This is a genomic window from Lachnospiraceae bacterium, from assembly GCA_025758065.1.
In the GTDB taxonomy this organism is placed as follows: Bacteria; Bacillota; Clostridia; order Lachnospirales; family Lachnospiraceae; genus Enterocloster.
Genome location: CP107199.1, coordinates 46,801 through 69,942 on the forward strand (window position 1 = coordinate 46,801; position 23,142 = coordinate 69,942).

24 protein-coding genes are annotated in these 23,142 nt (G+C 41.5%); 15 read left to right on the forward strand and 9 right to left on the reverse strand.

Annotation, left to right across the window (positions count from 1 at the left end; translation table 11 throughout):
- Window positions 1-59: 59 nt before the first annotated feature.
- From OGM16_00255 to OGM16_00320, 14 genes are all read left to right on the forward strand, one after another.
- On the forward strand, window positions 60-452 hold the full coding sequence (locus OGM16_00255; GenBank protein ID UYJ46756.1) for a conjugal transfer protein: 393 nt from the start codon (window positions 60-62) through the stop codon (window positions 450-452).
- Complete coding sequence (locus tag OGM16_00260) at window positions 436-2,886, forward strand: ATP-binding protein (GenBank protein ID UYJ46757.1); 2,451 nt, start codon at window positions 436-438, stop codon at window positions 2,884-2,886. The genes OGM16_00255 and OGM16_00260 overlap by 17 nt, the downstream gene beginning before the upstream one ends.
- Before the next feature lie 86 nt (window positions 2,887-2,972).
- Window positions 2,973-5,267 carry a YtxH domain-containing protein gene (locus OGM16_00265; protein UYJ48516.1) on the forward strand — a complete coding sequence of 765 codons (2,295 nt, stop codon included), beginning with the start codon at window positions 2,973-2,975 and terminating at the stop codon, window positions 5,265-5,267.
- Window positions 5,264-6,268, forward strand: coding sequence for a bifunctional lysozyme/C40 family peptidase (locus tag OGM16_00270; protein ID UYJ46758.1), 1,005 nt, complete (start codon window positions 5,264-5,266; stop codon window positions 6,266-6,268). Before OGM16_00265 ends, OGM16_00270 begins: the two co-directional genes overlap by 4 nt.
- A gap of 15 nt (window positions 6,269-6,283) precedes the next feature.
- Window positions 6,284-7,192 (forward strand): conjugal transfer protein, encoded by a 909-nt coding sequence (locus tag OGM16_00275; protein UYJ46759.1) that lies wholly within the window; start codon window positions 6,284-6,286, stop codon window positions 7,190-7,192.
- Between the two features lie 130 nt (window positions 7,193-7,322).
- On the forward strand, window positions 7,323-8,414 hold the full coding sequence (locus tag OGM16_00280) for a hypothetical protein (protein UYJ46760.1): 1,092 nt from the start codon (window positions 7,323-7,325) through the stop codon (window positions 8,412-8,414).
- A gap of 147 nt (window positions 8,415-8,561) precedes the next feature.
- The gene (locus OGM16_00285) at window positions 8,562-8,966 is read left to right on the forward strand and encodes an SH3 domain-containing protein (protein ID UYJ46761.1); all 405 of its coding nucleotides are present in this window, start codon (window positions 8,562-8,564) and stop codon (window positions 8,964-8,966) included.
- A gap of 287 nt (window positions 8,967-9,253) precedes the next feature.
- The gene (locus OGM16_00290; protein UYJ46762.1) at window positions 9,254-9,667 is read left to right on the forward strand and encodes a BlaI/MecI/CopY family transcriptional regulator; all 414 of its coding nucleotides are present in this window, start codon (window positions 9,254-9,256) and stop codon (window positions 9,665-9,667) included.
- Window positions 9,648-11,066: a M56 family metallopeptidase gene (locus OGM16_00295; GenBank protein UYJ46763.1), complete on the forward strand. Its 1,419-nt coding sequence runs from the start codon at window positions 9,648-9,650 to the stop codon at window positions 11,064-11,066. The genes OGM16_00290 and OGM16_00295 overlap by 20 nt, the downstream gene beginning before the upstream one ends.
- Before the next feature lie 228 nt (window positions 11,067-11,294).
- A complete protein-coding gene (locus OGM16_00300; GenBank protein UYJ46764.1) occupies window positions 11,295-11,831 on the forward strand; it encodes a VanZ family protein in 537 nt (178 codons plus the stop codon).
- A 258-nt stretch (window positions 11,832-12,089) separates the two neighbouring features.
- Window positions 12,090-12,509, forward strand: a complete 420-nt coding sequence (locus OGM16_00305) for a sigma-70 family RNA polymerase sigma factor (GenBank protein ID UYJ48517.1) — start codon at window positions 12,090-12,092, stop codon at window positions 12,507-12,509.
- Window positions 12,506-12,745, forward strand: a complete 240-nt coding sequence (locus tag OGM16_00310) for a helix-turn-helix domain-containing protein (GenBank protein ID UYJ46765.1) — start codon at window positions 12,506-12,508, stop codon at window positions 12,743-12,745. Before OGM16_00305 ends, OGM16_00310 begins: the two co-directional genes overlap by 4 nt.
- Before the next feature lie 570 nt (window positions 12,746-13,315).
- Window positions 13,316-13,510, forward strand: coding sequence for a DUF3173 domain-containing protein (locus tag OGM16_00315; GenBank protein UYJ46766.1), 195 nt, complete (start codon window positions 13,316-13,318; stop codon window positions 13,508-13,510).
- 36 nt (window positions 13,511-13,546) lie between these two features.
- Window positions 13,547-14,731, forward strand: coding sequence for a site-specific integrase (locus OGM16_00320; protein UYJ46767.1), 1,185 nt, complete (start codon window positions 13,547-13,549; stop codon window positions 14,729-14,731).
- Window positions 14,732-14,946: 215 nt separating this feature from the next.
- On the opposite strand, the gene OGM16_00325 is transcribed toward OGM16_00320, so the two are convergent.
- The 8 genes from OGM16_00325 to OGM16_00360 form a co-directional block, all read right to left on the reverse strand.
- A complete protein-coding gene (locus tag OGM16_00325) occupies window positions 14,947-15,126 on the reverse strand; it encodes a hypothetical protein (GenBank protein ID UYJ46768.1) in 180 nt (59 codons plus the stop codon).
- 135 nt (window positions 15,127-15,261) lie between these two features.
- A complete protein-coding gene (locus tag OGM16_00330) occupies window positions 15,262-16,716 on the reverse strand; it encodes a putative DNA binding domain-containing protein (GenBank protein UYJ46769.1) in 1,455 nt (484 codons plus the stop codon).
- 139 nt (window positions 16,717-16,855) lie between these two features.
- Window positions 16,856-17,242 (reverse strand): helix-turn-helix domain-containing protein, encoded by a 387-nt coding sequence (locus OGM16_00335; protein UYJ46770.1) that lies wholly within the window; start codon window positions 17,240-17,242, stop codon window positions 16,856-16,858.
- A 184-nt stretch (window positions 17,243-17,426) separates the two neighbouring features.
- Window positions 17,427-18,200 carry a DUF134 domain-containing protein gene (locus OGM16_00340; protein UYJ46771.1) on the reverse strand — a complete coding sequence of 258 codons (774 nt, stop codon included), beginning with the start codon at window positions 18,198-18,200 and terminating at the stop codon, window positions 17,427-17,429.
- Between the two features lie 98 nt (window positions 18,201-18,298).
- Window positions 18,299-18,883 (reverse strand): 4Fe-4S binding protein, encoded by a 585-nt coding sequence (locus OGM16_00345; protein ID UYJ46772.1) that lies wholly within the window; start codon window positions 18,881-18,883, stop codon window positions 18,299-18,301.
- Window positions 18,880-19,080 (reverse strand): 4Fe-4S binding protein, encoded by a 201-nt coding sequence (locus OGM16_00350; protein UYJ46773.1) that lies wholly within the window; start codon window positions 19,078-19,080, stop codon window positions 18,880-18,882. The genes OGM16_00345 and OGM16_00350 overlap by 4 nt, the downstream gene beginning before the upstream one ends.
- 119 nt (window positions 19,081-19,199) lie before the next feature.
- Window positions 19,200-19,526 carry a hypothetical protein gene (locus OGM16_00355; GenBank protein UYJ46774.1) on the reverse strand — a complete coding sequence of 109 codons (327 nt, stop codon included), beginning with the start codon at window positions 19,524-19,526 and terminating at the stop codon, window positions 19,200-19,202.
- Between the two features lie 91 nt (window positions 19,527-19,617).
- Window positions 19,618-20,538, reverse strand: coding sequence for a hypothetical protein (locus tag OGM16_00360; GenBank protein UYJ46775.1), 921 nt, complete (start codon window positions 20,536-20,538; stop codon window positions 19,618-19,620).
- A gap of 110 nt (window positions 20,539-20,648) precedes the next feature.
- On the opposite strand from OGM16_00360, the gene OGM16_00365 reads away from it, so the two are divergent.
- Complete coding sequence (locus OGM16_00365) at window positions 20,649-21,332, forward strand: Crp/Fnr family transcriptional regulator (GenBank protein ID UYJ46776.1); 684 nt, start codon at window positions 20,649-20,651, stop codon at window positions 21,330-21,332.
- A gap of 118 nt (window positions 21,333-21,450) precedes the next feature.
- Here the strand turns inward: OGM16_00365 and OGM16_00370 are convergent, their stop codons facing one another.
- The gene (locus OGM16_00370; protein UYJ46777.1) at window positions 21,451-23,142 is read right to left on the reverse strand and encodes an FAD-dependent oxidoreductase; all 1,692 of its coding nucleotides are present in this window, start codon (window positions 23,140-23,142) and stop codon (window positions 21,451-21,453) included.

A 23,142-nucleotide genomic window follows, 5' to 3' on the forward strand; every position in this document is an offset into this window, starting at 1 on the left:
GCGGCTTTTTTATTCAGGGGCGGCTTTTGCTGCCCCATCTTTTAGAAAGGACAGACAACATGAAGAAAATACGAAGTTATACCAGTATCTGGTCGGTGGAAAAGACACTCTATTCCATCAATGATTTTAAGCTTCCATTCCCCATCACGTTCACACAGATGGCGTGGTTCGTGATATCGGTGTTTGCGGTTATGCTCTTGGGGAACCTCCCTCCCCTTTCGTTCATTGACGGAGCATTTTTAAAATACTTCGGCGTACCCTTTGCCCTCACTTGGTTCATGTGCCAGAAGACCTTTGACGGGAAGAAGCCTTACGGCTTCCTGAAATCCGTACTGGCATATCTGGTACGCCCGAAACTGACCTATGCAGGAAAGCCCGTGAAGCTGGAAAAGGAATATCCGGCACAGCCCATCACGGCAGCAAGGAGTGATATTTATGGCATATCCGATTAAGTATATCGAAAATAACCTTGTGTTCAACCATGACGGGGAGTGCTTTGCTTACTATGAGCTGCTTCCCTACAACTATTCCTTTTTAAGCCCCGAACAGAAATATCAGGTACACGATTCCTTTCGGCAGCTTATCGCCCAGAACAGGGACGGGAAGATTCACGCCCTGCAAATCAGCACTGAATCCAGCATACGGGCGGCACAGGAACGCTCCAAACAGGAAGTGACAGGCAAGTTAAAGGACGTTGCCTGTTCAAAGATTGACGCACAGACCGAAGCCCTGATTTCCATGATAGGGGAAAATCAGGTAGACTACCGCTTTTTTATCGGCTTTAAGCTGCTTGTCAATGAGCAGGAAGTCACCATGAAGCAGTTTCGCAGGGAAGCAAAGACCGCCGTTTCCGATTTCCTCCATGAAGTCAACCACAAACTCATGGGGGATTTTGTTTCCATGAGCAATGAGGAAATCTGGCGGTTTCAGAAGATGGAAAAACTGCTGGAAAATAAAATCTCACGCCGCTTTAAAGTCCGGCGGCTTAACAAGGACGATTTTGGTTATCTGATTGAGCATTTATACGGGCAGACTGGAACCGCCTATGAAGATTATGAGTATTACCTGCCGAAGAAGCGGTTTCAGGAGGAAACGCTGGTGAAATACTATGACCTCATCAAGCCTACCCGTTGTCTGATAGAGGAAAACCAGCGGTATCTGAAAATCGAACAGGAAGACGGGACAGTTTATGCCGCCTACTTTACCATCAACAGCATTGTGGGGGAACTGGACTTTCCATCCTCGGAAATCTTTTACTATCAACAGCAGCAATTCACCTTTCCCATTGATACCTCTATGAATGTGGAGATTGTCACAAATCGGAAAGCCCTCTCCACAGTGCGGAACAAGAAAAAAGAGCTGAAAGATTTGGATAACCACGCATGGCAGAATGACAGCGAAACCAGTACAAACGTGGTGGACGCTCTGGACAGCGTAAATGAGCTGGAATCCACCTTAGACCAGAGCAAGGAATCCATGTATAAGCTGTCCTATGTGGTGCGTGTGACGGCTCCCGACTTGGAAGAACTGAAACGCCGCTGCAATGAGGTGAAAGATTTTTATGACGATTTGAACGTGAAGCTGGTTCGCCCCTTTGGGGATATGCTGGGGCTGCATGGAGAATTTCTCCCTGCCAGTAAACGGTATATGAACGATTACATCCAATATGTCACCAGTGACTTCCTCGCGGGTCTAGGCTTTGGTGCAACCCAGATGTTGGGGGAACCGGAGGGCATTTATATCGGGTACAGCCTTGATACGGGAAGAAATGTGTACTTAAAACCTGACCTTGCCAGTCAGGGTGTGAAAGGCTCTGTCACCAATGCCCTTGCTGCCGCTTTTGTCGGCTCCCTCGGCGGTGGAAAATCATTCAGCAACAACATGATTGTCTACTACTGTGTATTGTTTGGGGCACAGGCACTCATTGTTGACCCGAAAGCAGAACGGGGACGCTGGAAGGAAACCCTGCCGGAAATCGCCCATGAAATCAATATCGTAAACCTGACCTCGGAGGAACAGAACAGGGGCTTACTCGACCCGTATGTGATTATGGAGAATCCAAAGGATTCGGAATCACTGGCAATCGACATCCTGACCTTTTTAACCGGCATTTCCAGCCGTGACGGGGAGAAGTTCCCTGTTCTTCGGAAAGCCATCCGGGCGGTGACAAACAGTGAGGAACGGGGGCTTTTCAAGGTGATTGAGGAACTACGGGCGGAAGGAACCACCATCAGCACCAGCATAGCCGACCATATCGAATCCTTTACGGACTATGACTTTGCACATCTGCTCTTTTCGGATGGGGATGTCACACAGTCCATCAGCCTTGAAAAGCAGCTCAACATCATTCAGGTGGCGGATTTGGTGCTGCCGGATAAGGAAACCTCGTTTGAAGAATACACCACAATGGAGCTGCTTTCCGTGGCAATGCTCATTGTAATCAGCACCTTTGCCCTCGACTTCATCCACACCGACCGCAGCGTGTTTAAGATTGTGGATTTGGATGAAGCATGGAGCTTCTTGCAGGTAGCACAGGGCAAGACCCTTTCCATGAAGCTGGTCCGTGCCGGACGTGCCATGAACGCAGGCGTTTACTTTGTGACCCAGAACACGGACGATTTGCTGGATGAAAAACTGAAAAACAACCTGGGCTTGAAGTTTGCGTTCCGTTCCACGGACATCAACGAAATCAGGAAGACCCTTGCCTTTTTCGGGGTGGATTCCGAAGATGAAAACAACCAGAAGCGGCTCCGTGACTTGGAAAACGGACAGTGCCTTATCAGTGATTTGTACGGGCGTGTGGGGGTGATACAGTTCCACCCTATCTTTGAAGACCTGTTCCATGCCTTTGACACCAGACCGCCCGTGAGAAAAGAGGTGGAATGATGGTAATACATAGAAATTCCAACAAACAGCAGGTTCCTGCTCCTTATAAACAAAAAAGGGGCCGGTCTGGAAAAGTGATAGGAAACATGATTGGCAGGGTGCTTCTGGCACTCCTGCTCATCCTCCTGTTGCTGGCAGTCTCCGGTACAGCCGCCCATGCTGCCGGACTGGTGGATGATACAGTGGACGCTGCCAACGGATACAGCAAATATCCTCTGGACAACTACCAGCTTGATTTTTATGTGGACAGCGGATGGGACTGGCTCCCGTGGAACTGGCTGGACGGTATCGGGAAGCAGGTGATGTACGGACTGTATGCCATCACAAATTTTATCTGGACCATCAGCCTGTACCTTTCCAACGCCACGGGGTATCTGATTCAGGAAGCCTACTCGCTGGACTTCATTTCCTCTACGGCGGATTCCATTGGGAAAAATATGCAGACCCTTGCAGGCGTTACCACAGGCGGCTTATCCTCGGAGGGATTTTATATCGGGTTCCTGCTGATTCTCATTCTGGTGGTGGGGATTTACGTTGCCTACACAGGGCTTATCAAACGGGAAACTACAAAAGCCATCCATGCCGTTGTCAATTTTGTGGTAGTGTTCGTGCTGTCCGCTGCCTTTATCGCCTACGCTCCTGATTATATCGGGAAAATCAATGAATTTTCCGCAGACATCAGCAATGCCAGCCTGACCCTTGGCACAAAGATTGTGATGCCCAACTCGGAAAGTCAGGGAAAAGACAGTGTGGATTTGATACGGGACAGCCTGTTTTCTATTCAGGTCAAGCAGCCGTGGCTCCTGCTGCAATATGGCAACTCGGATGTGGAAAGCATTGGAACAGACCGTGTGGAAAGCCTGCTTTCAACCAGTCCAGACGAAAACAACGGGCAGGACAGGGAAGAAATCGTGGTGGAGGAAATCGAAGACAGGGAAAACACGAACCTTACCATCACAAAGACCATCAACCGATTGGGAACTGTCTTCTTCCTGTTCATGTTCAATATCGGTATCTCCGTTTTTGTATTCCTGCTCACGGGGATAATGATTTTCTCACAGGTGCTTTTTATCATCTACGCCATGTTCCTGCCTGTGAGCTTTCTCCTTAGCATGGTTCCCTCTTTTGAGGGGATGTCAAAACGTGCCATCACGAAACTGTTCAATACCATCCTTACCAGAGCCGGAATCACCCTGATTATCACGGTAGCGTTCAGTATTTCCACCATGCTCTACAACCTGTCTGGGGAATATCCGTTCTTCCTGACGGCGTTCTTGCAGATAGTGACCTTTGCCGGAATTTATTTCAAGTTGGGGGATTTGATGGGGATGTTCTCCTTACAAAGCGGTGATTCCCAAAGCATGGGAAGCCGTATCATGCGAAGACCCCGTATGCTCATGCACGCCCATATGCACCGTTTACAGCATAAGTTAGGACGTTCTGTGACAGCTCTTGGGGCTGAAACGGCTGCATACCACGCAGGGAAACAGGCTGGTTCAGACCAGAAAAATGCTTCCAACTCCGGTTCCTCCAAACGGACACAGGCAGACCACAGCAGACCAGACGGACAGACAGCACTGGAAAAGGAATCTGCATGGAAACTGGCTGGCTCTGCGGTGGGTGCAGTGGCAGATACCAAAGATAAGATAGCCGATACTGCCGGACAGCTTCGGGAGCAGGCAAAAGATTTGCCTGTCAATGCAAAGTACGCCCTTTACCACGGGAAAACACAGGTATCAGAGGGAGTACAGGATTTTACTTCCAGCGTGACCCAGACCCAAACTGCCAGAGCCGAACAGCGGAACGTACAGGCAGAAAGCCGCAGACAGACCATTGCAGAACGCAGGGCGGAACTGGAACAGGCAAAACAGCCGCAAAAGACTGCTTCCGAAGCACCCAAAGGGGCGGCTCCTGTCCATGAACGCCCTGTTACTACAAAGCAGCCGGAAAATTTCCGAAATCATGCAGATACCGCTCATGCAGGAAAGCCAGCTATACAGCCAGCTCCCCCATCCATCAGGGAACGGAGACAGGTTTCTTATGAGGGGACTGTGGCAGAACGGGCTTCGGTTCCGGTGGTAAAAGCTGCTTCCATCCACTATGAACATACACCGCCTGTAAGGGCAGAACGCCAGATAGTCCCACCGGCTTCCCCTGTCCAGCCAGATGAAAGACAAAAGACAGCTCCAACCACCACACCTGCTGCTCCCCGTCCGGCAAGACCTGTCCAGAATGATACGGCTCCTGTGATACCGGAAAGAAAACGGGCTGCCCCTGTGGTTAAGGAATCGAACTTTACCATCCGGCGTACCACCGCCAGAAAGGAGTGGACAAAAACGGGAAAAGCGGCTGCCAAACAAAAGAAAGGGGAGAAACCATGAAGTTAAGACACCTTTTCTTTGCCTGTTCCGGCGTGTTCGTGATGATGTTCTCCATGCTCCTCTTGGTGGTGATTGTCTTCTCGGATGAGGAAGACGGCGGAAGCGGCGGAAACCTTATCTATGGGGGCGTGAGCGTATCACAGGAAGTCCTCGCCCATAAACCTATGCTGGAAAAGTATGCAAGGGAATATGGCATAGAGGAATACTTAAATGTGCTGCTCGCCATCATTCAGGTGGAATCCGGCGGCACGCTGGAAGACGTTATGCAGTCCTCGGAATCTCTGGGGCTTCCCCCGAACTCCCTTAACACAGAGGAATCCATCAAACAGGGCTGCAAATATTTCTCGGAACTGCTTACAGCAGCAGAAACAAAGGGCTGTGACCTAAACAGTGTGATTCAATCCTACAACTACGGCGGCGGCTTCCTGGACTATGTGGCAGGACACGGGAAAAAGTACACCTTTGAACTGGCAGAGAGCTTCGCAAGGGAAAAATCCGGCGGAAAGAAAGTCACCTACACCAACCCTGTTGCCGTAGAGAAAAACGGGGGCTGGCGGTATTCCTACGGAAATATGTTCTATGTCTTCTTGGTATCGGAATACCTGACCGTGGCACAGTTTGATGATGAAACGGTGCAGGCTATCATGGAGGAAGCCTTAAAGTATGAGGGCTGGACGTATGTGTACGGGGGCGATTCCCCCTCCACTTCCTTTGACTGTTCGGGACTGGTGCAGTGGTGCTATGGCAAGGCAGGAATCGCCCTGCCACGGACAGCACAGGAACAGTACAATGTAACACAGCACATCCCTCTGTCCGAAGCAAAAGCAGGGGATTTGGTCTTTTTCCACTCCACCTATAACGCCGGAACCTATATCACCCATGTGGGGCTATATGTGGGAAATAACCGGATGTACCATGCCGGAAATCCCATTGGTTATGCAGACCTGACAGGCTCCTACTGGCAACAGCACCTTGCCGGAGCCGGACGAATCAAACAATAGAAAGGATGAACCGATATGATTCAGATTAGAAAAGAGGAAAACCAGAAAAAGCAGAAAGAAAAGAAGCTGAAAGTTTACAAAGTCAATACCCACAAAAAAACCGTGATTGCCCTGTGGGTGCTTCTGGCGGTGAGTTTCCTGTTTGCCGTCTATAAGAATTTCACGGCGATAGACATCCACACTGTTCATGAAACCAAAGTGATTGAGGAAAAAATCATTGACACCCACAAGATAGAAAACTTTGTGGAGAATTTCGCAGAAGTCTACTATTCATGGGAACAGTCCGCCGCTTCCATTGATAACCGGACAAATGCTTTAAAAGGGTATCTCACCGGAGAACTGCAAGCCCTGAATGTAGATACCGTCCGAAAGGACATCCCCGTATCGTCTGCCCTGACTGACTTTCAGATATGGGAAATCATAGAAGAAAAGGAGCAGCATTATCAAGTGACCTATACGGTAGAACAGCGTATCACAGAGGGGGAATCCAGTAAAACCGTCCGTTCCGCTTATCAGGTGACAGTCTATGTGGATGGCTCTGGAAACCTGACGATTGTTCAGAATCCTACCATCACCAGCGTTCCCGTAAAATCCGGCTACACTCCAAAAGCAGTACAAAGTGACGGTACGGTGGATTCCATCACTACGGAGGAAATCAACGAATTTCTCGCTACCGTTTTCAAGCTGTACCCTACGGCAACCGCAAAGGAGCTGACCTATTATGTGAATGAGGGCGTATTAAAACCTGTGGGAAAAGAGTATATTTTCTCGGAACTAGTGAATCCGGTTTACAACCGAAAAGGGAATCAGGTGACAGCTTCTCTTGCGGTGAAATATCTGGATAATCAGACTATGACAACACAGATATCACAGTTTGACCTTGTGCTAGAGAAGAATGGGGAGAATTGGAAGATTGTTAAATAAGTCAAGGCTGATAAATGGTTAAATATTGACAATAGCAAAATATGTGGTATTATATAAATATAATTATATTATTTAAATATATTATATTTCTATCATTATTTATGGAGCTTAATACAAGGAGGAGATTTGATTGTTTATTACAAAAATGCCAAGATTTGTAACTATTACAATTATACCATTGGCTTTCAGTACGATTGTTGTTGGATGTTCAAACTCTGGAAAACTTAAACAGGAGCAAATAGCGGCAGCAATAAATAGTACGGGAAAAACTGAGGTACATACATCAGAATCACCGCCAAATTTTAATATGCAGGCCACTCCTGCCAAGTGGTCTGTAAATACAAAGATTGCAACCGATATGCCGGTTTTAGACTTTGCGGATGACAACATTATTATAATGCATGATTATTTTGGGTTATTTATTTATAATCTGACCACTGGTGAAATAGAGGATAGTATTGACTTACAGGCATTAGGATATGATTTTAGTAATGATTCTTCCTGTAGGATATCAGTCAGTTCAAATGCTGACACTATATGGATATGGTCTACATCCTCTGAGCTTCCATATGAATATGACCGTATATCCAGAAACTTAAACTTAACAAATGATATTTCTGAAAAAGACATATTTGAAGACTTTGTTTTAACAAAAGACATCCCACCTGAGCAACTATCTGTAAAGCCGTATCGTTGTAGTAAAAAATCAGTTTTATTTACTGACGGGAGTTATGGCATATTGAATGTTAGAAATGAAAAAATTACAGGAATATCATATATTAGAGGCGGCAAGGAGTGGGTATTATTCAGCGACAAGAATTGTACTATGCCGGAGCTTTCAAGACAAGACGATTTTTTTTATGAACAATTCGTAAATGAGGGGGCGGAGTCGGCCTCATCGTTGGCATTCTCTTATTGTACTATGATAAATTATGGTGAATATGCCGGTATTTGTGCATTATCTGAAGGTATAGAATATTCGGAAGAATTACAAAAAGAGTGGAATGCTCTGCAATTAACTGCAAGTAGTGAAGAAATAAAGACTACGAATGATAAAGCCTGTTTTAAAGTATATATCATATCCTCTGATTCATCACCAAATAGCGGTTTGCTTCAAGGTATAAATGAAAAATATATATACTTAAAAAAAGACTTGACAAATGGTTGGTATGTTGAAGGTTTTTGGAATGATACAGTTCCCAATGAGGTATGGTGGAGTTGAATCAATCTATTTTATCATTTTTATAGTTTATAATCATTGGATGAAAAGAAAAAACATTTAAACAGCAGTATACCGTTGCATAAAATGGTGCATTTATTACATGAATTACGAGGAGGATAACGTACAAAGAAACGAAGGAGGAAGAAAATGAAACGTATTATAAGCCTTTTACTTTCTACAATATGCACAGTTATGATGATTAGTACATTAGCTTTTGCCGCTGAAACATCATTGGAAGATACCGGGGTAACGGTTGTTCGTTTAAATAGGCGTGAATATGACACGCTTTATGTAAAAACAGATGGAGGAAATCTCAATGTACGTTCAGGAGCAGGTACAGAGTATGCAATCGTTGGAAAACTTGCCAACGGAACTAAAATTGATGGATGGAGTATTTTCGGCAGAGTTGACAGTGAGGGACGTTCCTGGACAAATATCACAGCAAAAGATATCAACGGAAAGTCAGTCACAGGCTGGGTTTTAGATGAATATCTTACAGCTACGCCGCCTTCACGTGCTGTTCCTGTCGGGATTGGTCCTGATGTTGGTTAGTTTGGATAAGTCACTGTTAAAATAGTACCTTTTCTCGTAAAAAGAATTCAGACAAAATGCACCATAAAAAAGAAATTGTGGGAGATTCCTTATCTAAAGGGTTCTCCCCTTTTCCTCTTCATAGTACTATAAAAGTATGAAATCAAAAAAGAGAGAAGATTAATGGATTAATATGTAGCCCAAAGATTTTTAATATTATGAACAGATTATGTATTAACAAAAATACAAATATATGGTATTATATAAATATAATTATATTAACAAATACACAGAAAGGAGGAGGATTTATGGCAAGACCTGCTGAAGCACCTTTAAATTATCTGGGTGGAAAGAAAAAACTTTCTGCTACAGAGTTTGAATTTATGAAATTTATTTGGAAACACCCAGAAGGTGTCAGTAGTGAGGAAATCTATCAGGCATTTCCGCAAGCAAGAGGTACAAAAAGTACGATTTTGTATCATCTTTCTGAAAAGGGCTATGTTGATAAAAAGCAAAGTGGACTTCATCATTTCTATACGGTTTTAGTCACAAAGGAAGAATATGAGCAGGCATTACTTCGCCAACAGATTGAGGGGGTATTGGGTAATACTTCTTTTGAACGCCTAGTTGCTGCCTTCTGTGGGAAGACATTGTCAAAAGCACAGATAGAAAAAACCAGAAATCTTTTAAAGGAGCTGGAAGATGGGCTGGAAGATAAGTGACATTTTGGCACTGTTAGTAACGCTATTTGTCTCATTGAATATTTTAATATCGGTTATATCCCTTTCCGGAAAACATCTGGAAAGAAGAATGGACATGGGGCATTTAAGTTTATTTTTAAAAATGGTTCTAGTATTCAGTGCCTTTGGTATGCCCGTATTGGCTGGTGTAATTTTGTATAAATTCGTTTTTGGGGAAAGAATTTATTTGGTTAGTGATGATTTGCTTTATATGGATACCATTCATAAAGGTTCAATTAGCTACGGAACACCTTGGGGAAATCACTGGATAGCTCTGTTGCTTTTTCTCGCCTGGTTTTTAGGATTTATCTATTATGGTATCTTCAAATATGCAAATGACAGAAGGATTCTCAAAAAACTAGAAAAATGCAGTAAGTATACTCAGGATAAACTTCTAATAGAGACAAAAAGAGAGGCAATGAATGAATTAGGTCTGAAGGGTCCGGTGTTGTTATTATCGAATGAAATAATTCAGTCTCCTTTTATGACAGGAATATTTGAACAGAAAATTTTCTTGCCGGAGAGTAATTACACGCAGGAAGAATGGGGGTTGCTGTTAAAGCATGAGTTGGTTCACTGCAAAAATCAGGATTATTTTTTTCGCAGACTTGTATTTATTTTATGCGCTCTGCATTGGTTTAATCCGCTTATTTACAGACTATCAGATTATTTTGTTGAAGTAAATGAAATGGCCTGTGATGAGAAAGTACTTAATCGCCAGCCCATCAAAAGACATACTATGTATGCGGAACTAATTTTACAAATACAGGAAAAGGAGCTTGGTTTAACTACGGTGTCGCTTACCGGCCATACGGTAAACGGTTTGGAAAGGAGAATCAGAAATATCATGAAAAAGACTGAAAAAACAAAGAGAATATCATTTGCTGTGTTGGCAATGTCAATGGTTTTGATGTGTCCCCTTACAGTGTTTGCTGCTTCTTGGGGGATGTCAAATTTACAGGATTTAGTGGTAAAGAAACTTTGGATTACGGAAGTTGAAGTCCAGCAGGAATCTACAGAATTACCTGAGAAGACGGAATTTCACTATTCGGAAGATGTAATAGAATACTCGATACAAATAAATCCAAGGGGAGTAACGTCAATTGATATAACAATTGATGGAAAAAATGTGAAGTATGGAGATAGTCTTTCTTTGACCTCAGGTAATAAAGTGGCCTTTATACTACAATCAGATAGTAGTTCTGACAGTTTTAAGGCGGGACTTGAGGATTCCAAAGGCAAGAGAATATATGTCCAGACTTCTAATGGATGGATTGACCATACATTTTCAATTGAGCAATCTGGAAGCTATAAAATATTCTTGGAGGGTACTACGTCAAAGAGTATACATATTACCGGAAGTATAACTATATTAAAATAAACAGTCTCAATATAATGCCATTACTGGAGATGGAAGTGGAACATATCGGATTTATTTAAGATTAATAGAAGCTACTGGTTACCGTGTGACAGGAACGTTAAATATTAGCTATAACTTCTAAGAAGTTGTAATATACATTGCAAAGCCAGAATAACAGAAAGGTGATATTTTTAGGGATGCAGGTGGAAGATACCTGTATCTCTTTTTCTAAAGACGAGGAAGGTAATTATGTGGACATATATAAGACAGATTCCTGACTTAAAGATATTTATAATGTTATTTATTGTTCTAGGCATATTTGGAATATACTCTTTCGTTAAAAAAAACGAATCCACTTTTTATATGATAGGTTATATTCTGACTGCTTTCTACTGTGTTTTTTTAATTGATATATATTTTTCTCCAACAGTTATAAGAAAAAGCATTGATAGTATTAGCCCCTGGATGACTTTACAAACTATCCCATTTAAAACATTGAAAAATTTGGGATTTATAAGTATAGCCGGACATATAGTATTAACAATGCCTATACCAATATTGATTTATATTATTTTAAGAGCATCTGTAAAGAAAATCAGCATTATTAGTATTTTAGCAGGTATATTTATTGAACCTATTCAGTTGCTTATTAATTTGATTACTGGCTTTCCTAATTATGTGATTGATATTGATGATTTTATGTTACAAATAGCTGGAATTTTAGTTGGATTATTTATAATTACACTAGCGGAGAAATATCATATATTAAATTGGCTTAAAGAATGAACGGTATTTATATTTAAAGAGGGAGTGCATTTTTGCGCTCTCTTTTTATTTGCCTATAAATGCAAATACCATTTTGAATTGTTTTAAAATGCCATATGCTAGATGGCTTTGCACCTATTATTTTTGTTGTGTCATTAGAAATTAGAAAATTTAACAGATAATGCAACAAACAGCCCTTTCGTGTCGGGACTAAGCACGAAAGGGGGAAGTCAAGAAATCTTTTACCCTCTTTTAAGGCAAGAAAGGGGGTGAGTAATGATGAAGCCATCTGAATTTCAGACAACCATAGAGAACCAGTTTGATTACATCTGCAAGGTCGCTATGGAGGATGAACGTAAAGACTACCTCAAAGCGTTATCCAGACAGTGTAAACGTGAAACCCTGTTCTGTGATATGGACGATTACACCGTCAACTTGCTTTCTTCTAAAGACACCTATCCATCCCACTTCCATACTTTTGAAATGGACGGGTTTACTGTCCGTATTGAAAACAGCCTGTTAGCAGAAGCGTTGGAAAATCTGGACGGAAAGAAACGTGATGTTATCTTGAGATATTATTTCCTCGGATTTGACGATACGGAAATTTCAAAAATTCTGGAAGTCAACCGTTCTACCATCCAGAGAAGAAGACACGCCGGACTGGAATTTATCAAAAAATTCATGGAGGAAGAAGCATGACAGCAAAGCACCCTATGATTCCGTTTCCTGTGATTGTAAAGGCTTCGGACGGCGATATTGAAGCAATCAATCGGATTGTACGCCATTATAGCGGTTTTATTACCAGCCGTTCCATCCGTCCCATGAAAGACGAATATGGGAATACCCACATGGTTGTAGATGAAACCCTACGCCGCCGGATGGAAACACGTCTGATTGCAAAGATTTTATCTTTTGAAATCAGGGAGCCAAACTAAAATAACGCTCTCCTGTGGAAGCATGGACAAGCCCATGCTTCCCAGACAGAGCTTGCCAGTCTATTAAAGTGCATTATCACCAGTGCATTTTAACAGGCTGACAAAGCCGGATTGTTCCTTGAAAAAGAAAGCGTCTAATCAACGCAGCATAAAGCAGCCGAATACGTTTCGATAGAAAGAGAGCCGTTGGGCTGGCACGCCGTAATCCACCAAAGGAGGGATAAAACCGGATAGCGATTCCTGCCAGCGTTCCATAAGCAGCTTGCCGCAGAGCTGCCGCCATGACCTTTCTATCGTGATAATGATACTTCCGTACAGCCTTAGTCCGTGTGATGATGTAGCACCATTGGCAAAGGGTACGGCTGGATGAGAACCATGCAGGGGGGATTCCCATGAGCTTTAGCGAAAGCTGTTCGGTTTGCTTAGATACCATTTTGAATGAAAATTTTTCATTCAAAATCAAATAACTATTCGCAGGAAATACAATCTTAATATTACTTTTGCCACAAAATCTGATATAATATAGACAGATATTGAGGGTTCCATATCTGGTCTATGGAAAGGAGGAACATGATTACAGTAACAAAAAAAGATTTAATAGAACTAGGTTATGGGACTTCATTCGCAGCAGACATCATAAGAGAAGCAAAAAGACTTATGATTTCAAAAGGGCATACCTACTATCAGTCACGCAAACTGGACAGGGTTCCCAGAGAAGCTGTGGAAGAATTGTTAGGGATTAATTTTACTGATAAATCAAACTGATTGTACTTCTTGCACATTTATGTAAGGAGTGAAATCATGGCAAAAGACCCTATTAAGAAGGCAGAAAACGGAACCTATTATTTTAGAGCAAACTTAGGTTTCCATCCGATTACCGGAAAACAGATTCAGAAATACAAAAGCGGATTCAAGACAAAAAAAGAAGCTAGAGAAGCATATTCAAAACTTATGCTGGCATCCACAGAGGAATTGGCAGAAAAGAAGCAGCAGCTATCCTTTAAGCAGTTCATTGAGGAAACTTACCTGCCTTGGTATAAAACACAGGTAAAGGAAAGCACCTATCTGAACCGCCGTTCTACCATCCAGAAACATTTTTCATACTTTTACAAAATGACGGTGGATGAGATAGAACCCATTAACGTCCAGAACTGGCAGCTTGAACTCGCAAAAGAATTTAGTCCAAACTATATCCGTATTGTACAGGGTATGCTCTCCATTGCCTTTGACAGAGCAGTTGTTCTCGGTCTTGCAAAGAAAAATCCGTCACGAATGATAGGAAACATCAAGAGCAAGAAAACAAAAGTGGATTTTTGGACACTGGATGAATTTCAAAAGGTAATTTCCCTGCTCTACAAGGGCGATTATTACGAACATTACCTTTTCATTTCATACTGGCTCCTGTTTATGACCGGAATGAGAATCGGAGAAGCCGCAGCCCTGCAATGGTCGGACATCAACTTTGAAACCGGACTTTTAAGTATAACGAAAACGCTGTACTATAAAACAATGGACGAATACAAATTTGTGGAGCCAAAAACACAAGCCAGTATTCGCACTATCTATATTGACACAGATACCATCAAAGAATTGAAAGCATGGCAGGAAGTACAGCAAAAGGTTTTAAAGGGCTGCGACCTTGTACTAAGCTATAATGGGATTCCCACCAGTAAGCACACCCTCCCACGGGCTTTAGAAAAACTTGCTGGATTGGCAGGCGTACACCGTATCAAAATTCATGCACTCAGACATTCCCATGCTTCCCTGCTCATCAGTATGGGGGAAAATCCTTTATTGATTAAAGAACGTCTGGGGCATGAAAAGATACAGACCACGTTAGGAACCTATGGACATTTATACCCCAACACCAACGTGGAAGTTGCCCAAAAATTAACTGGTGTTCTCACTTATACTCCGGCAACAACCAGTGTTGCCGATTACACCAGCAATCAGCATACAGCAATCTATCACAGAGCAGTTGAATAAAAAAATGCAATCAAAATGCAATTCTAAAAGGAAAGAGCCTCAAAACCCTTGAAAATAAAGGCTTTGAAGCTCTGCTCCGACTATTCAAACTCCTTTGCGGACAGCATTTCATGACACGCAAAGGCTGTTATTAGAGACTTACGCTTCGAACATGTGTTCTGATTTTGTACTTTTCGCACAGCTTATGAAGAAATAAACTCCAAAATAACTCCATTCTACTCTTTGTTATTTTGTTGTTCTTCTCTTGCGTACAGGAGATCCAATGCCTGACATACAACACCACTCATGCTCTGATAGTGTCTTTCTGCATACTCAACAAGTCTCTGTTTTTGTTCTGGAGTCACCCGTACTCGTATGTTTTCTTCTTTGCCATCTTTTGGTGTTTTTCTAGCCAAACATATCACTTCCCTTCCACAAGTACAGTTTACTACTGATTACTACAAAATGTCAATCTGTTTTTGTTATTTATATATATATTCCCTTGGACTAATCTTGAGATATCTTGGACTAGTCTTGGACTAATTTACTTCTCACTCCTGTAGATCTTTATCTACAATCTCCCAGTAACCATTCTTTGGAGATCCATGTCTTATAAGAATACCATACTCTTTTAACTTCTTAATATTGTTCTCAATATTTCGACTGGCAACCCCAATTTTTTCAGCTAACTTAACTGCTGATAATTGATGATCTTCTGAAAGTAACTTTATAATCTTTTGCTGTGTATCGTTGAGGTCTGTTCTCCACACTACCTCCGATGCTTCTCCGATGCTTCTCCGATGCTTCTCCGATGTTTCTCTGATGTTTTCTTTTTCATTTGTCATCGGAAATGAATTACGGAACAGCTCTACCCGAAACATATTATCGAATTCCTGAAATCTCGGCTTCAAAAGTCCATACTCTTCTGCTGCATTAAGGATTCTTTTTATTCCGCTTCCCCATGCCTCTACAAGTCCCATCTGACTGAATATATTGGCAATGCCTTTATTCCGGATCTTCGAATGACCATTCATGACTTCCTCATAAGTCAATCCGTTATATAATCCACCCGGAGAAGTCACCTCCAGTCTGTCATCATAAACTGCGACCTGAATACAGGATTCGTCTAACAGGTTACGGTGACAATGGGCATTAATAATCATTTCCCTAATTGCTTCCGGCGGTAGCTCATATTTCTCTTTTCGCACCAATCCATCAATCGTTGCTCCAAGCCGAATATTTCTCAATACAAAATCTACTGCTTCTTCGATTTGTGTGTAAATCGGTCCTGTAAATTCTCTCTTATCCAGAAACACTGCACGATCTGTTCCCTTGAATACCGCACATTGTGTTTTAGAAAATGAGAAATAATCTGATGTCAGCAATGCATAGGCATTCGTTGCCAGAAGCTGTCCCTCACTCTGCTTTAAGATTTTCCAGTTTATCAGCTGCTCTTTCTTTACAGAATGTTCTGACATTCCTGCTTTCTTCCGGAACTTTTCGATATCCAGACAAAGTTTCTCTGTTGCTTCCTCTGAAACAGGATAACCCACACAAGTAAGCTCATCCCATGAGATTCTGGCACCTTCCATTTCCAGCTCTTTTATCTTCTCTGGAAATGCCTGTCTTGATGTACCTGCTACACGGATATAAGTGCCATTATCTTTTCCCTTTGATTTCAGATAATATGGTCTATTCTTTCCTGCTTCTACTGATACAACAATAACTGTTTTCCCATTTACCGTCTGCGGCTCAATATCAGGAATGATCTGCGGCACACAGGAATCAGAAACTGCATTGGCAATTCCATCCATCAGCTGAAACAACACATCATTTTCCACACCAACAATCTGGTGTGTTTTATCATCTACTCCAACAATCAGCTTGCCACCTTGTGTATTGGCAAAAGCTACGATTGTCTTCATGTACTTTTCACTTTTATCAGGTAAGGATACCTTGTACTCAATATTTTTCGATTCCCCGGAAAACATAGTATCTTCTACCATTCTTTCACTCCTACTCTATACTCGCACCACTGGTACGAATAATTCTATTTCCAGAGCAATCTTCTCTGGATCATTAACACTATTATACGTTCTATTCTTCTTTTCTATCAAGCAAGAAAACAAAACAGTTCATTTCTTCTTACCATTTTCTTCTGTTCTTTTTTGATGCCAGATAAAGTCTCGTCATCTCATCCATGAAAATAGTTTTGTCCTCATTGGTCATAGTTCCACTGGCAAATAAAGCAGCTACCTGTTCAAGAATCTGCCTTGCCTGTTTAGCACCAGCATATTCACTTGGCTCATCATTACCCAAGCACACGGTTTCATTATCATTCATAAGATAAGAAACCTGACACTGAAATGCATCTGCCAGTTTTTGATATAAACTACTCTGCTTCGGATATCGTCCTTCAACTTCCCAAGATCGAATTGTTCTATGAGAAACGCCCACCATATCACCCAGCTTTTGTTGAGTCATTTTTTTCTCTTTTCTCAACTTCCTAATTTTATCACCAAATGTTGTCATAAGTATACATCTTTCTCCTATGAGTTTTGTACATGCTTTATTTTTCTAACCACAATAAAAGTATATCATTATGCAAATAAAAAGAGAACCCGACATCACAAGCAAATTTGATGATGCGGGTTCCCTCTTTATAGATCAATACCTTTTATTTTTTCATCTTATGATCCGATGGCAATCTCACTTCTTAATGACAACTGTGGCTTCCACATCCATGCTCGCCACATGTATGTCCTTCCCCGTGGTTGTGCTCATGATGAGAACATTTCACATCCGGATTATACTCAAGTGTTTCATTGATAAAAGCTTCTACTGCTTCATCCGCATCTCCGGAAACTCCTCCGAAAAGCTTGATGCCTGCTGCCGCTAACGCTGTCTGTGCGCCGCCTCCAATTCCGCCACAAATCAAAACGTCTGCATTCAATGCATTAAGAACTCCTGCCAATGCGCCATGTCCACTTCCATTCGTATCTACTACTTCTGAATGTACTACTTTTCCTTCCTCTACATCGTAAATCTTAAATGTCTCTGTGTGTCCAAAGTGCTGGAAAATCTGTCCATTTTCATATGTTACTGCTATTCTCATGATACCTTCTCCTTTTTCTGCTGCATATTTTTTGTAAATTTCCTGTTTGTAACATCCTCCAAAGCTGCAGTTGCCGCTCTGACCGTCACAGATTCTGAAATCTCCGCCCTCAATTTTGAGTGGATGCCCGTCGATAAGTGCATCTGCGATCTTTTTCCTGGCGATCTCGTAAATTCGCTGGACCGTTGTTCTTGCGACTTGCATAGATGCTGCACACTGCTCCTGACTGTAACCTTTCTTGTCCAAAAGACGGATTGTCTCGTACTCATCTACCGTTAGAACAATGGGTGTTTTTTTCTCAGTATCATCTGCCGGAAGAAATTCTAAAACATTGGGGAAATGACAGACTTTTCTGCATTTTACTGGTCTCGGCATAAACTGCTCCTTTCTCGCTTTTCTTATATAATAGCCCTATAAAAGGCATATGTCAATAATGTTTTTGACATATGCCTTTTATGAATCACCTTATAGTATTACTTCTTTTCATTATTTTTTAATTTACAGATACCCTGCGTCATTGTTCCCATTGGACAAAATGTACACCAGGTTCGTGGCTTATATAACACCATTACGATCAACCCTAACAACAAAGATGTAAGCATCAAACTATAAAATCCAAAACTAAACTGTGCCACCCAATCAGCTACTGTTCCGGCAGTGTATGTCCATCCCCACGGAACACGGAAGGTCCAGAATAATTTGATGGCTTCACGCAAGGATGATGATCCGGCACCAACTAAATATGTCTGAAATACCATATTCCCAAACATTGTAAGGAAAAATATCAAAAAGCCGTATCGGAACCATTTTGAACTCATCCATCGCGGGGTTGGTTTATTTCTTGAGCATTTTAAATCCCCACCGAGCTTACTAAAAAGCTGGCCACGTCCACACAAATGATTACAGAAAAATTTATTTCCACCGAATATCGCTATTCCTAACGGCAACAGGAAATCAATCATCCCAAACCAAGCAAACAAAATATTAAAAAAACCGAGAGCAAAATAAAGGATCGCCCATATCCATAAATAATCATACCAATGTTTCTTTTTCTTCACATCGCTGTCCTCTCTTTCATTTCAATACAACCTGCCGGACAGGACTTTGCACATTTTCCACATCCTACACACACTGTTTCTTCTACCACAGCATAACATCCATGGTAAACTTTGACAGCTGCCAGCGGACAAGTATTTTCACATACTCCGCAGACAACACATCTTTTTTTATCGACACTTGCCATTCTTTTTGCCAATGCTTTGTTCCCCTTTCAAATTTTGTATCTCTATTGTACCTGAAAAAGGTAAATCCTTCTGTGATATTATTACATAAGAATTTACCTTGAACGCTAATCATTACAATGACATATTTTTATTATACATTACCTTTATATTTATATATGATGTTTAGAATTTCCTCAGTTGTTCGAATAATTTCTTTTTGTTTTTCTTTCATTGTTATAGATTTGCTTTCTTCTTCAGCTAACGAAGAGTAAAGGTGAATGGTATTAGCATGATTCCATATCTCATCGTAAATTTTCTCGATTTCATCAGCACTCCGAAATGCCTGGTCTGTTTGCATTTGCAAGTGTTCTCGTTGCTCTTCCAGATGATTCATCCGTTCTTGTAACTGATCCCTTTCTTTCTGCAATCGATCATGTTGTGCTTGCAGTTGATCTATTTGTATTTTAATTTCGCTCATCTTTTCTTTCTGTCTCCGCATAAGCATCATCAAATATACAACTACAACTACAAATACAAATAATAGTATTATGTACAGCATAAACTTCTCCTCACGACACATATATTTCGACGGTTTTCCGCAAATCAACTATTGATAATGGCATAGAAAGAACAGTTAGTTTTCCTGAATTCTTTTTAATTTCAACAGCATCAGGATTGCCTGTGATTAAAATTACAGGTGTTGTCCTGTCCGCACGCCATGGCTGATTCGGTTGGCTCGTCATATCTTCGGTAACAATCCAAAGATCCGGCTTATGTCTGCCTAATCTTGTTTTAGCACTTTCCGGTGTGTAAAACAGCATGATCTGATCTGAAATAAATTGCAATGTTTCTTTTAATCCTTTTGCATAACGTTCACTGCCACAGACCAGTGCAATAATAGAAGCAGCTTTCTTTTTTTGTGTTACCTGAATAAAATCCAAAACTGGTGTATTATAGAGACTAAAGTCTTTTTCCAAATGAACTTTATCATAATAATTCTTTGCTGCCTTGCACATCCTCAGACAAAACTGTTCTATGTCTATACGAATATCGTTTCCGTTCTCCTGTATGTTCATACTTTCCAACTGACAAACTGACATTCCACAGTTTAGTCCAAGATGAAAGCGTATATTATTTTCATCATTCAAAAATCCTTTATTTTGATGAAGATATTCACATCGAAGCTGCCAACAGCGTTCTCCGCAAATATATGGCTTTTCATCGGATTGAGATAGTTTAAAGTAGTCCCCTGCATATTCATCAAACCAGCGAATATACTGGGTTCCCACATCACGGGTCGGATTCTTTTGCCGATCCAGCATAACCCGGCCATCTCGATAATGTTTAACAATTTCCGGGAAAGCAATACCTCCGCAAATATCTGGCAAAGTCAATGCCAATGCCAGTGCAGACTGCCATCGTCTATCTACAATATTCAGTTCTACTTCTTCAATTCGGTCCAAAAATGTAAAACTGACATCTCCCTGCATTATTTATCCCTCCCTCATATTCACAACAGTCATGTACTATAGTCAGTATATTTTTATTTATGGCATATGTCAATTATGTAATTGACGCATCTAAAAAAAGTAAGTATACTATGTTCGTAAAGGAGATAACTGTTATGAGCTTCGAAAATTATTTTCCACTATGGAATGACTTAAATACAGCACAGAAAAAAGTAATTTCAGACAATTTGATTACACGGGATGTAAAAAAAGGAACGATCATTCACAACGGAAACCTGGATTGTACTGGATTATTACTGGTTAAATCCGGGCAGCTTCGAACTTACATACTTTCAGATGAAGGACGAGAAATTACACTTTACCGCCTGTTCGATATGGATATGTGTCTTTTATCCGCCTCATGTATCATGCAGTCCATTCAATTTGAAGTAACCATTGAAGCAGAAAAAGATACTGATCTTTGGATCATCCCTGCTGAAATCTATAAGGACATCATGAAGGAATCGGCTCCCGTCGCAAACTATACCAATGAATTAATGGCTAGCCGTTTTTCTGATGTCATGTGGCTGATTGAACAGATCATGTGGAAGAGTTTGGATAAGCGTGTTGCTTCATTTCTTTTAGAAGAGACCTCTATCGAAGGAACAAATGAACTGAAAATCACTCACGAAACTATCGCAAACCATCTTGGTTCCCACAGGGAAGTGATCACTCGAATGCTTCGATACTTTCAGGGCGAGGGTCTCGTCAAACTCTCACGCGGCAAAATCACCATCCTTGATTCGAAAAGACTGGAAACACTACAAAGATCATAAAACTGTTTTTCTATGACATCTAAAGAATCCTCCATTTATCAGAATTGTGAAAGTCATTCTAATAAATGGGGGATCTTTTTATGCTACAAGTAAATTATAAAATTATTGTGATTATTTTTTAATAATCCATACCACATGCATATGCCCTTTCAATCAGCGCACGGTCATTAACCACTGCATCATAGAAGCGGAATCCACCGGAGAAGTTGTATGTTTCATAACCGTTTCCTTCCAGAATACGGCTGGCAATGTAGCTGCGCAGACCACTTTGGCATATCAAGTAAACAGGCTTTCCCTTCTCAATTTCATTGATACGTTCCCTTAGTTCATCTACAGGAATATTTCTGAATCCATCCATATGCCCCCTGTTAAACTCACCTACAGTTCTCACATCCAGCAATACAACACTTTTATCTTTAGAAATCTTATCCATATCTTCCAGATGCCATTGTTTTAAGGTACCTTTTGCTATATTGTCTATCATGAATCCTGCCATATTTACAGGATCCTTGGCAGAGGAATACGGCGGTGCATATGCAAGATCCAGATCTTTCAGCTGGGTTGCCTTCAGCCCTGCATGAATTGCTGTTGCCAGCACATCAATACGTTTATCAACTCCTTCATATCCAATAATCTGAGCACCAAGCAAACGATAAGTCTCTTTTTCAAAAACCACCTTCATGGTCATCACTTTTCCACCAGGATAGTAACCGGCATGACTCATAGGAGAAAGAATTACTGTATCTACATCTAATCCTGACTTTTTGGCATTGGTTTCATTGATACCTGTAGTGGCTGCTGTCATATCAAATACTTTGATAACGGAGCTTCCCTGACTGCCCAGGTAACGGCTGTCACCACCACAAATATTATCAGCGATGATCCTGCCCTGCTTGTTGGCTGGTCCGGCCAAAGAGATCAGCGCATCATCACCCGTAACATAATGTTTTACCTGAACTGCATCACCTGCTGCATAAATATCCGGTACAGAAGTTTCCATTCTGTCATTCACTACGATACTTCCCTTGATGCCAAGTTCCAGACCAGCTTCTTTTGTTAATGCTGTGTCTGGTGTAACTCCGATTGCCAGCACCACCATATCAGCCTGAAGGGATGGATTATCTTTTAATAGAACCTCTACTCCATTGTCCTTTTCTTTAAATCCTTCTACTGTATAGCCCAGTACCAGTTTTATCCCATGCTTTCTCATTTCATTATGGATCATGGATGCCATATCCGGGTCAAATGGGTTCATCAGCTGCTTAGGCCGCTGGACAATTGTAACATCCATGCCAAGCTCCCTCAAATTTTCTGCCAGTTCCAGACCAATAAAACCGCCACCTGCCAATACAGCCGATTTTGGATGATTCTTATTTATATATTCCTTTATCCGAAAAGTGTCTTCTACAGTACGAAGTGTAAAAAGTTTATCCATACCTACTCCGGGAAGTCTCGGCTGTGTTGGCTTTGCACCTGGAGAGAGGATCAGCTTATCATAGTTTTCTTCAAATATCTCACCATTCTCTAAATTTTTCACTGAAACCGTTTTTCGTTCCGTATGTATGGAGATAACTTCATGATGAATTTTCATGTTAATACGGAATCGTTTAAAAAAACTCTCTGGTGTCTGTAGTGTAAGTTCTTCCGGGTCTGTGATCACGTCTCCGATATAATATGGAAGCCCACAATTCGCATAGGATATGTATCCGGATCTTTCAAACACAATAATTTCTGCATGTTCATCCAATCTTCGTATTCTTGCTGCAGCTGTAGCTCCTCCGGCTACACCGCCTACGATTATTACCTTCAT

Bases quoted from the DNA above. Each gene is read 5' to 3' on its own strand.
- OGM16_00255 (UYJ46756.1), top strand. From the start codon at position 60: ATGAAGAAAATACGAAGTTATACCAGTATCTGGTCGGTGGAAAAGACA.
- OGM16_00260 (UYJ46757.1), top strand. From the start codon at position 436: ATGGCATATCCGATTAAGTATATCGAAAATAACCTTGTGTTCAACCAT.
- OGM16_00265 (UYJ48516.1), top strand. From the start codon at position 2,973: ATGATTGGCAGGGTGCTTCTGGCACTCCTGCTCATCCTCCTGTTGCTG.
- OGM16_00270 (UYJ46758.1), top strand. From the start codon at position 5,264: ATGAAGTTAAGACACCTTTTCTTTGCCTGTTCCGGCGTGTTCGTGATG.
- OGM16_00275 (UYJ46759.1), top strand. From the start codon at position 6,284: ATGATTCAGATTAGAAAAGAGGAAAACCAGAAAAAGCAGAAAGAAAAG.
- OGM16_00285 (UYJ46761.1), top strand. From the start codon at position 8,562: ATGAAACGTATTATAAGCCTTTTACTTTCTACAATATGCACAGTTATG.
- OGM16_00290 (UYJ46762.1), top strand. From the start codon at position 9,254: ATGGCAAGACCTGCTGAAGCACCTTTAAATTATCTGGGTGGAAAGAAA.
- OGM16_00295 (UYJ46763.1), top strand. From the start codon at position 9,648: ATGGGCTGGAAGATAAGTGACATTTTGGCACTGTTAGTAACGCTATTT.
- OGM16_00300 (UYJ46764.1), top strand. From the start codon at position 11,295: ATGTGGACATATATAAGACAGATTCCTGACTTAAAGATATTTATAATG.
- OGM16_00305 (UYJ48517.1), top strand. From the start codon at position 12,090: ATGAAGCCATCTGAATTTCAGACAACCATAGAGAACCAGTTTGATTAC.
- OGM16_00310 (UYJ46765.1), top strand. From the start codon at position 12,506: ATGACAGCAAAGCACCCTATGATTCCGTTTCCTGTGATTGTAAAGGCT.
- OGM16_00315 (UYJ46766.1), top strand. From the start codon at position 13,316: ATGATTACAGTAACAAAAAAAGATTTAATAGAACTAGGTTATGGGACT.
- OGM16_00320 (UYJ46767.1), top strand. From the start codon at position 13,547: ATGGCAAAAGACCCTATTAAGAAGGCAGAAAACGGAACCTATTATTTT.
- OGM16_00330 (UYJ46769.1), bottom strand. From the start codon at position 16,716: ATGGTAGAAGATACTATGTTTTCCGGGGAATCGAAAAATATTGAGTAC.
- OGM16_00335 (UYJ46770.1), bottom strand. From the start codon at position 17,242: ATGACAACATTTGGTGATAAAATTAGGAAGTTGAGAAAAGAGAAAAAA.
- OGM16_00340 (UYJ46771.1), bottom strand. From the start codon at position 18,200: ATGCCGAGACCAGTAAAATGCAGAAAAGTCTGTCATTTCCCCAATGTT.
- OGM16_00355 (UYJ46774.1), bottom strand. From the start codon at position 19,526: ATGAGCGAAATTAAAATACAAATAGATCAACTGCAAGCACAACATGAT.
- OGM16_00360 (UYJ46775.1), bottom strand. From the start codon at position 20,538: ATGCAGGGAGATGTCAGTTTTACATTTTTGGACCGAATTGAAGAAGTA.
- OGM16_00365 (UYJ46776.1), top strand. From the start codon at position 20,649: ATGTTCGTAAAGGAGATAACTGTTATGAGCTTCGAAAATTATTTTCCA.
- OGM16_00370 (UYJ46777.1), bottom strand. From the start codon at position 23,142: ATGAAGGTAATAATCGTAGGCGGTGTAGCCGGAGGAGCTACAGCTGCA.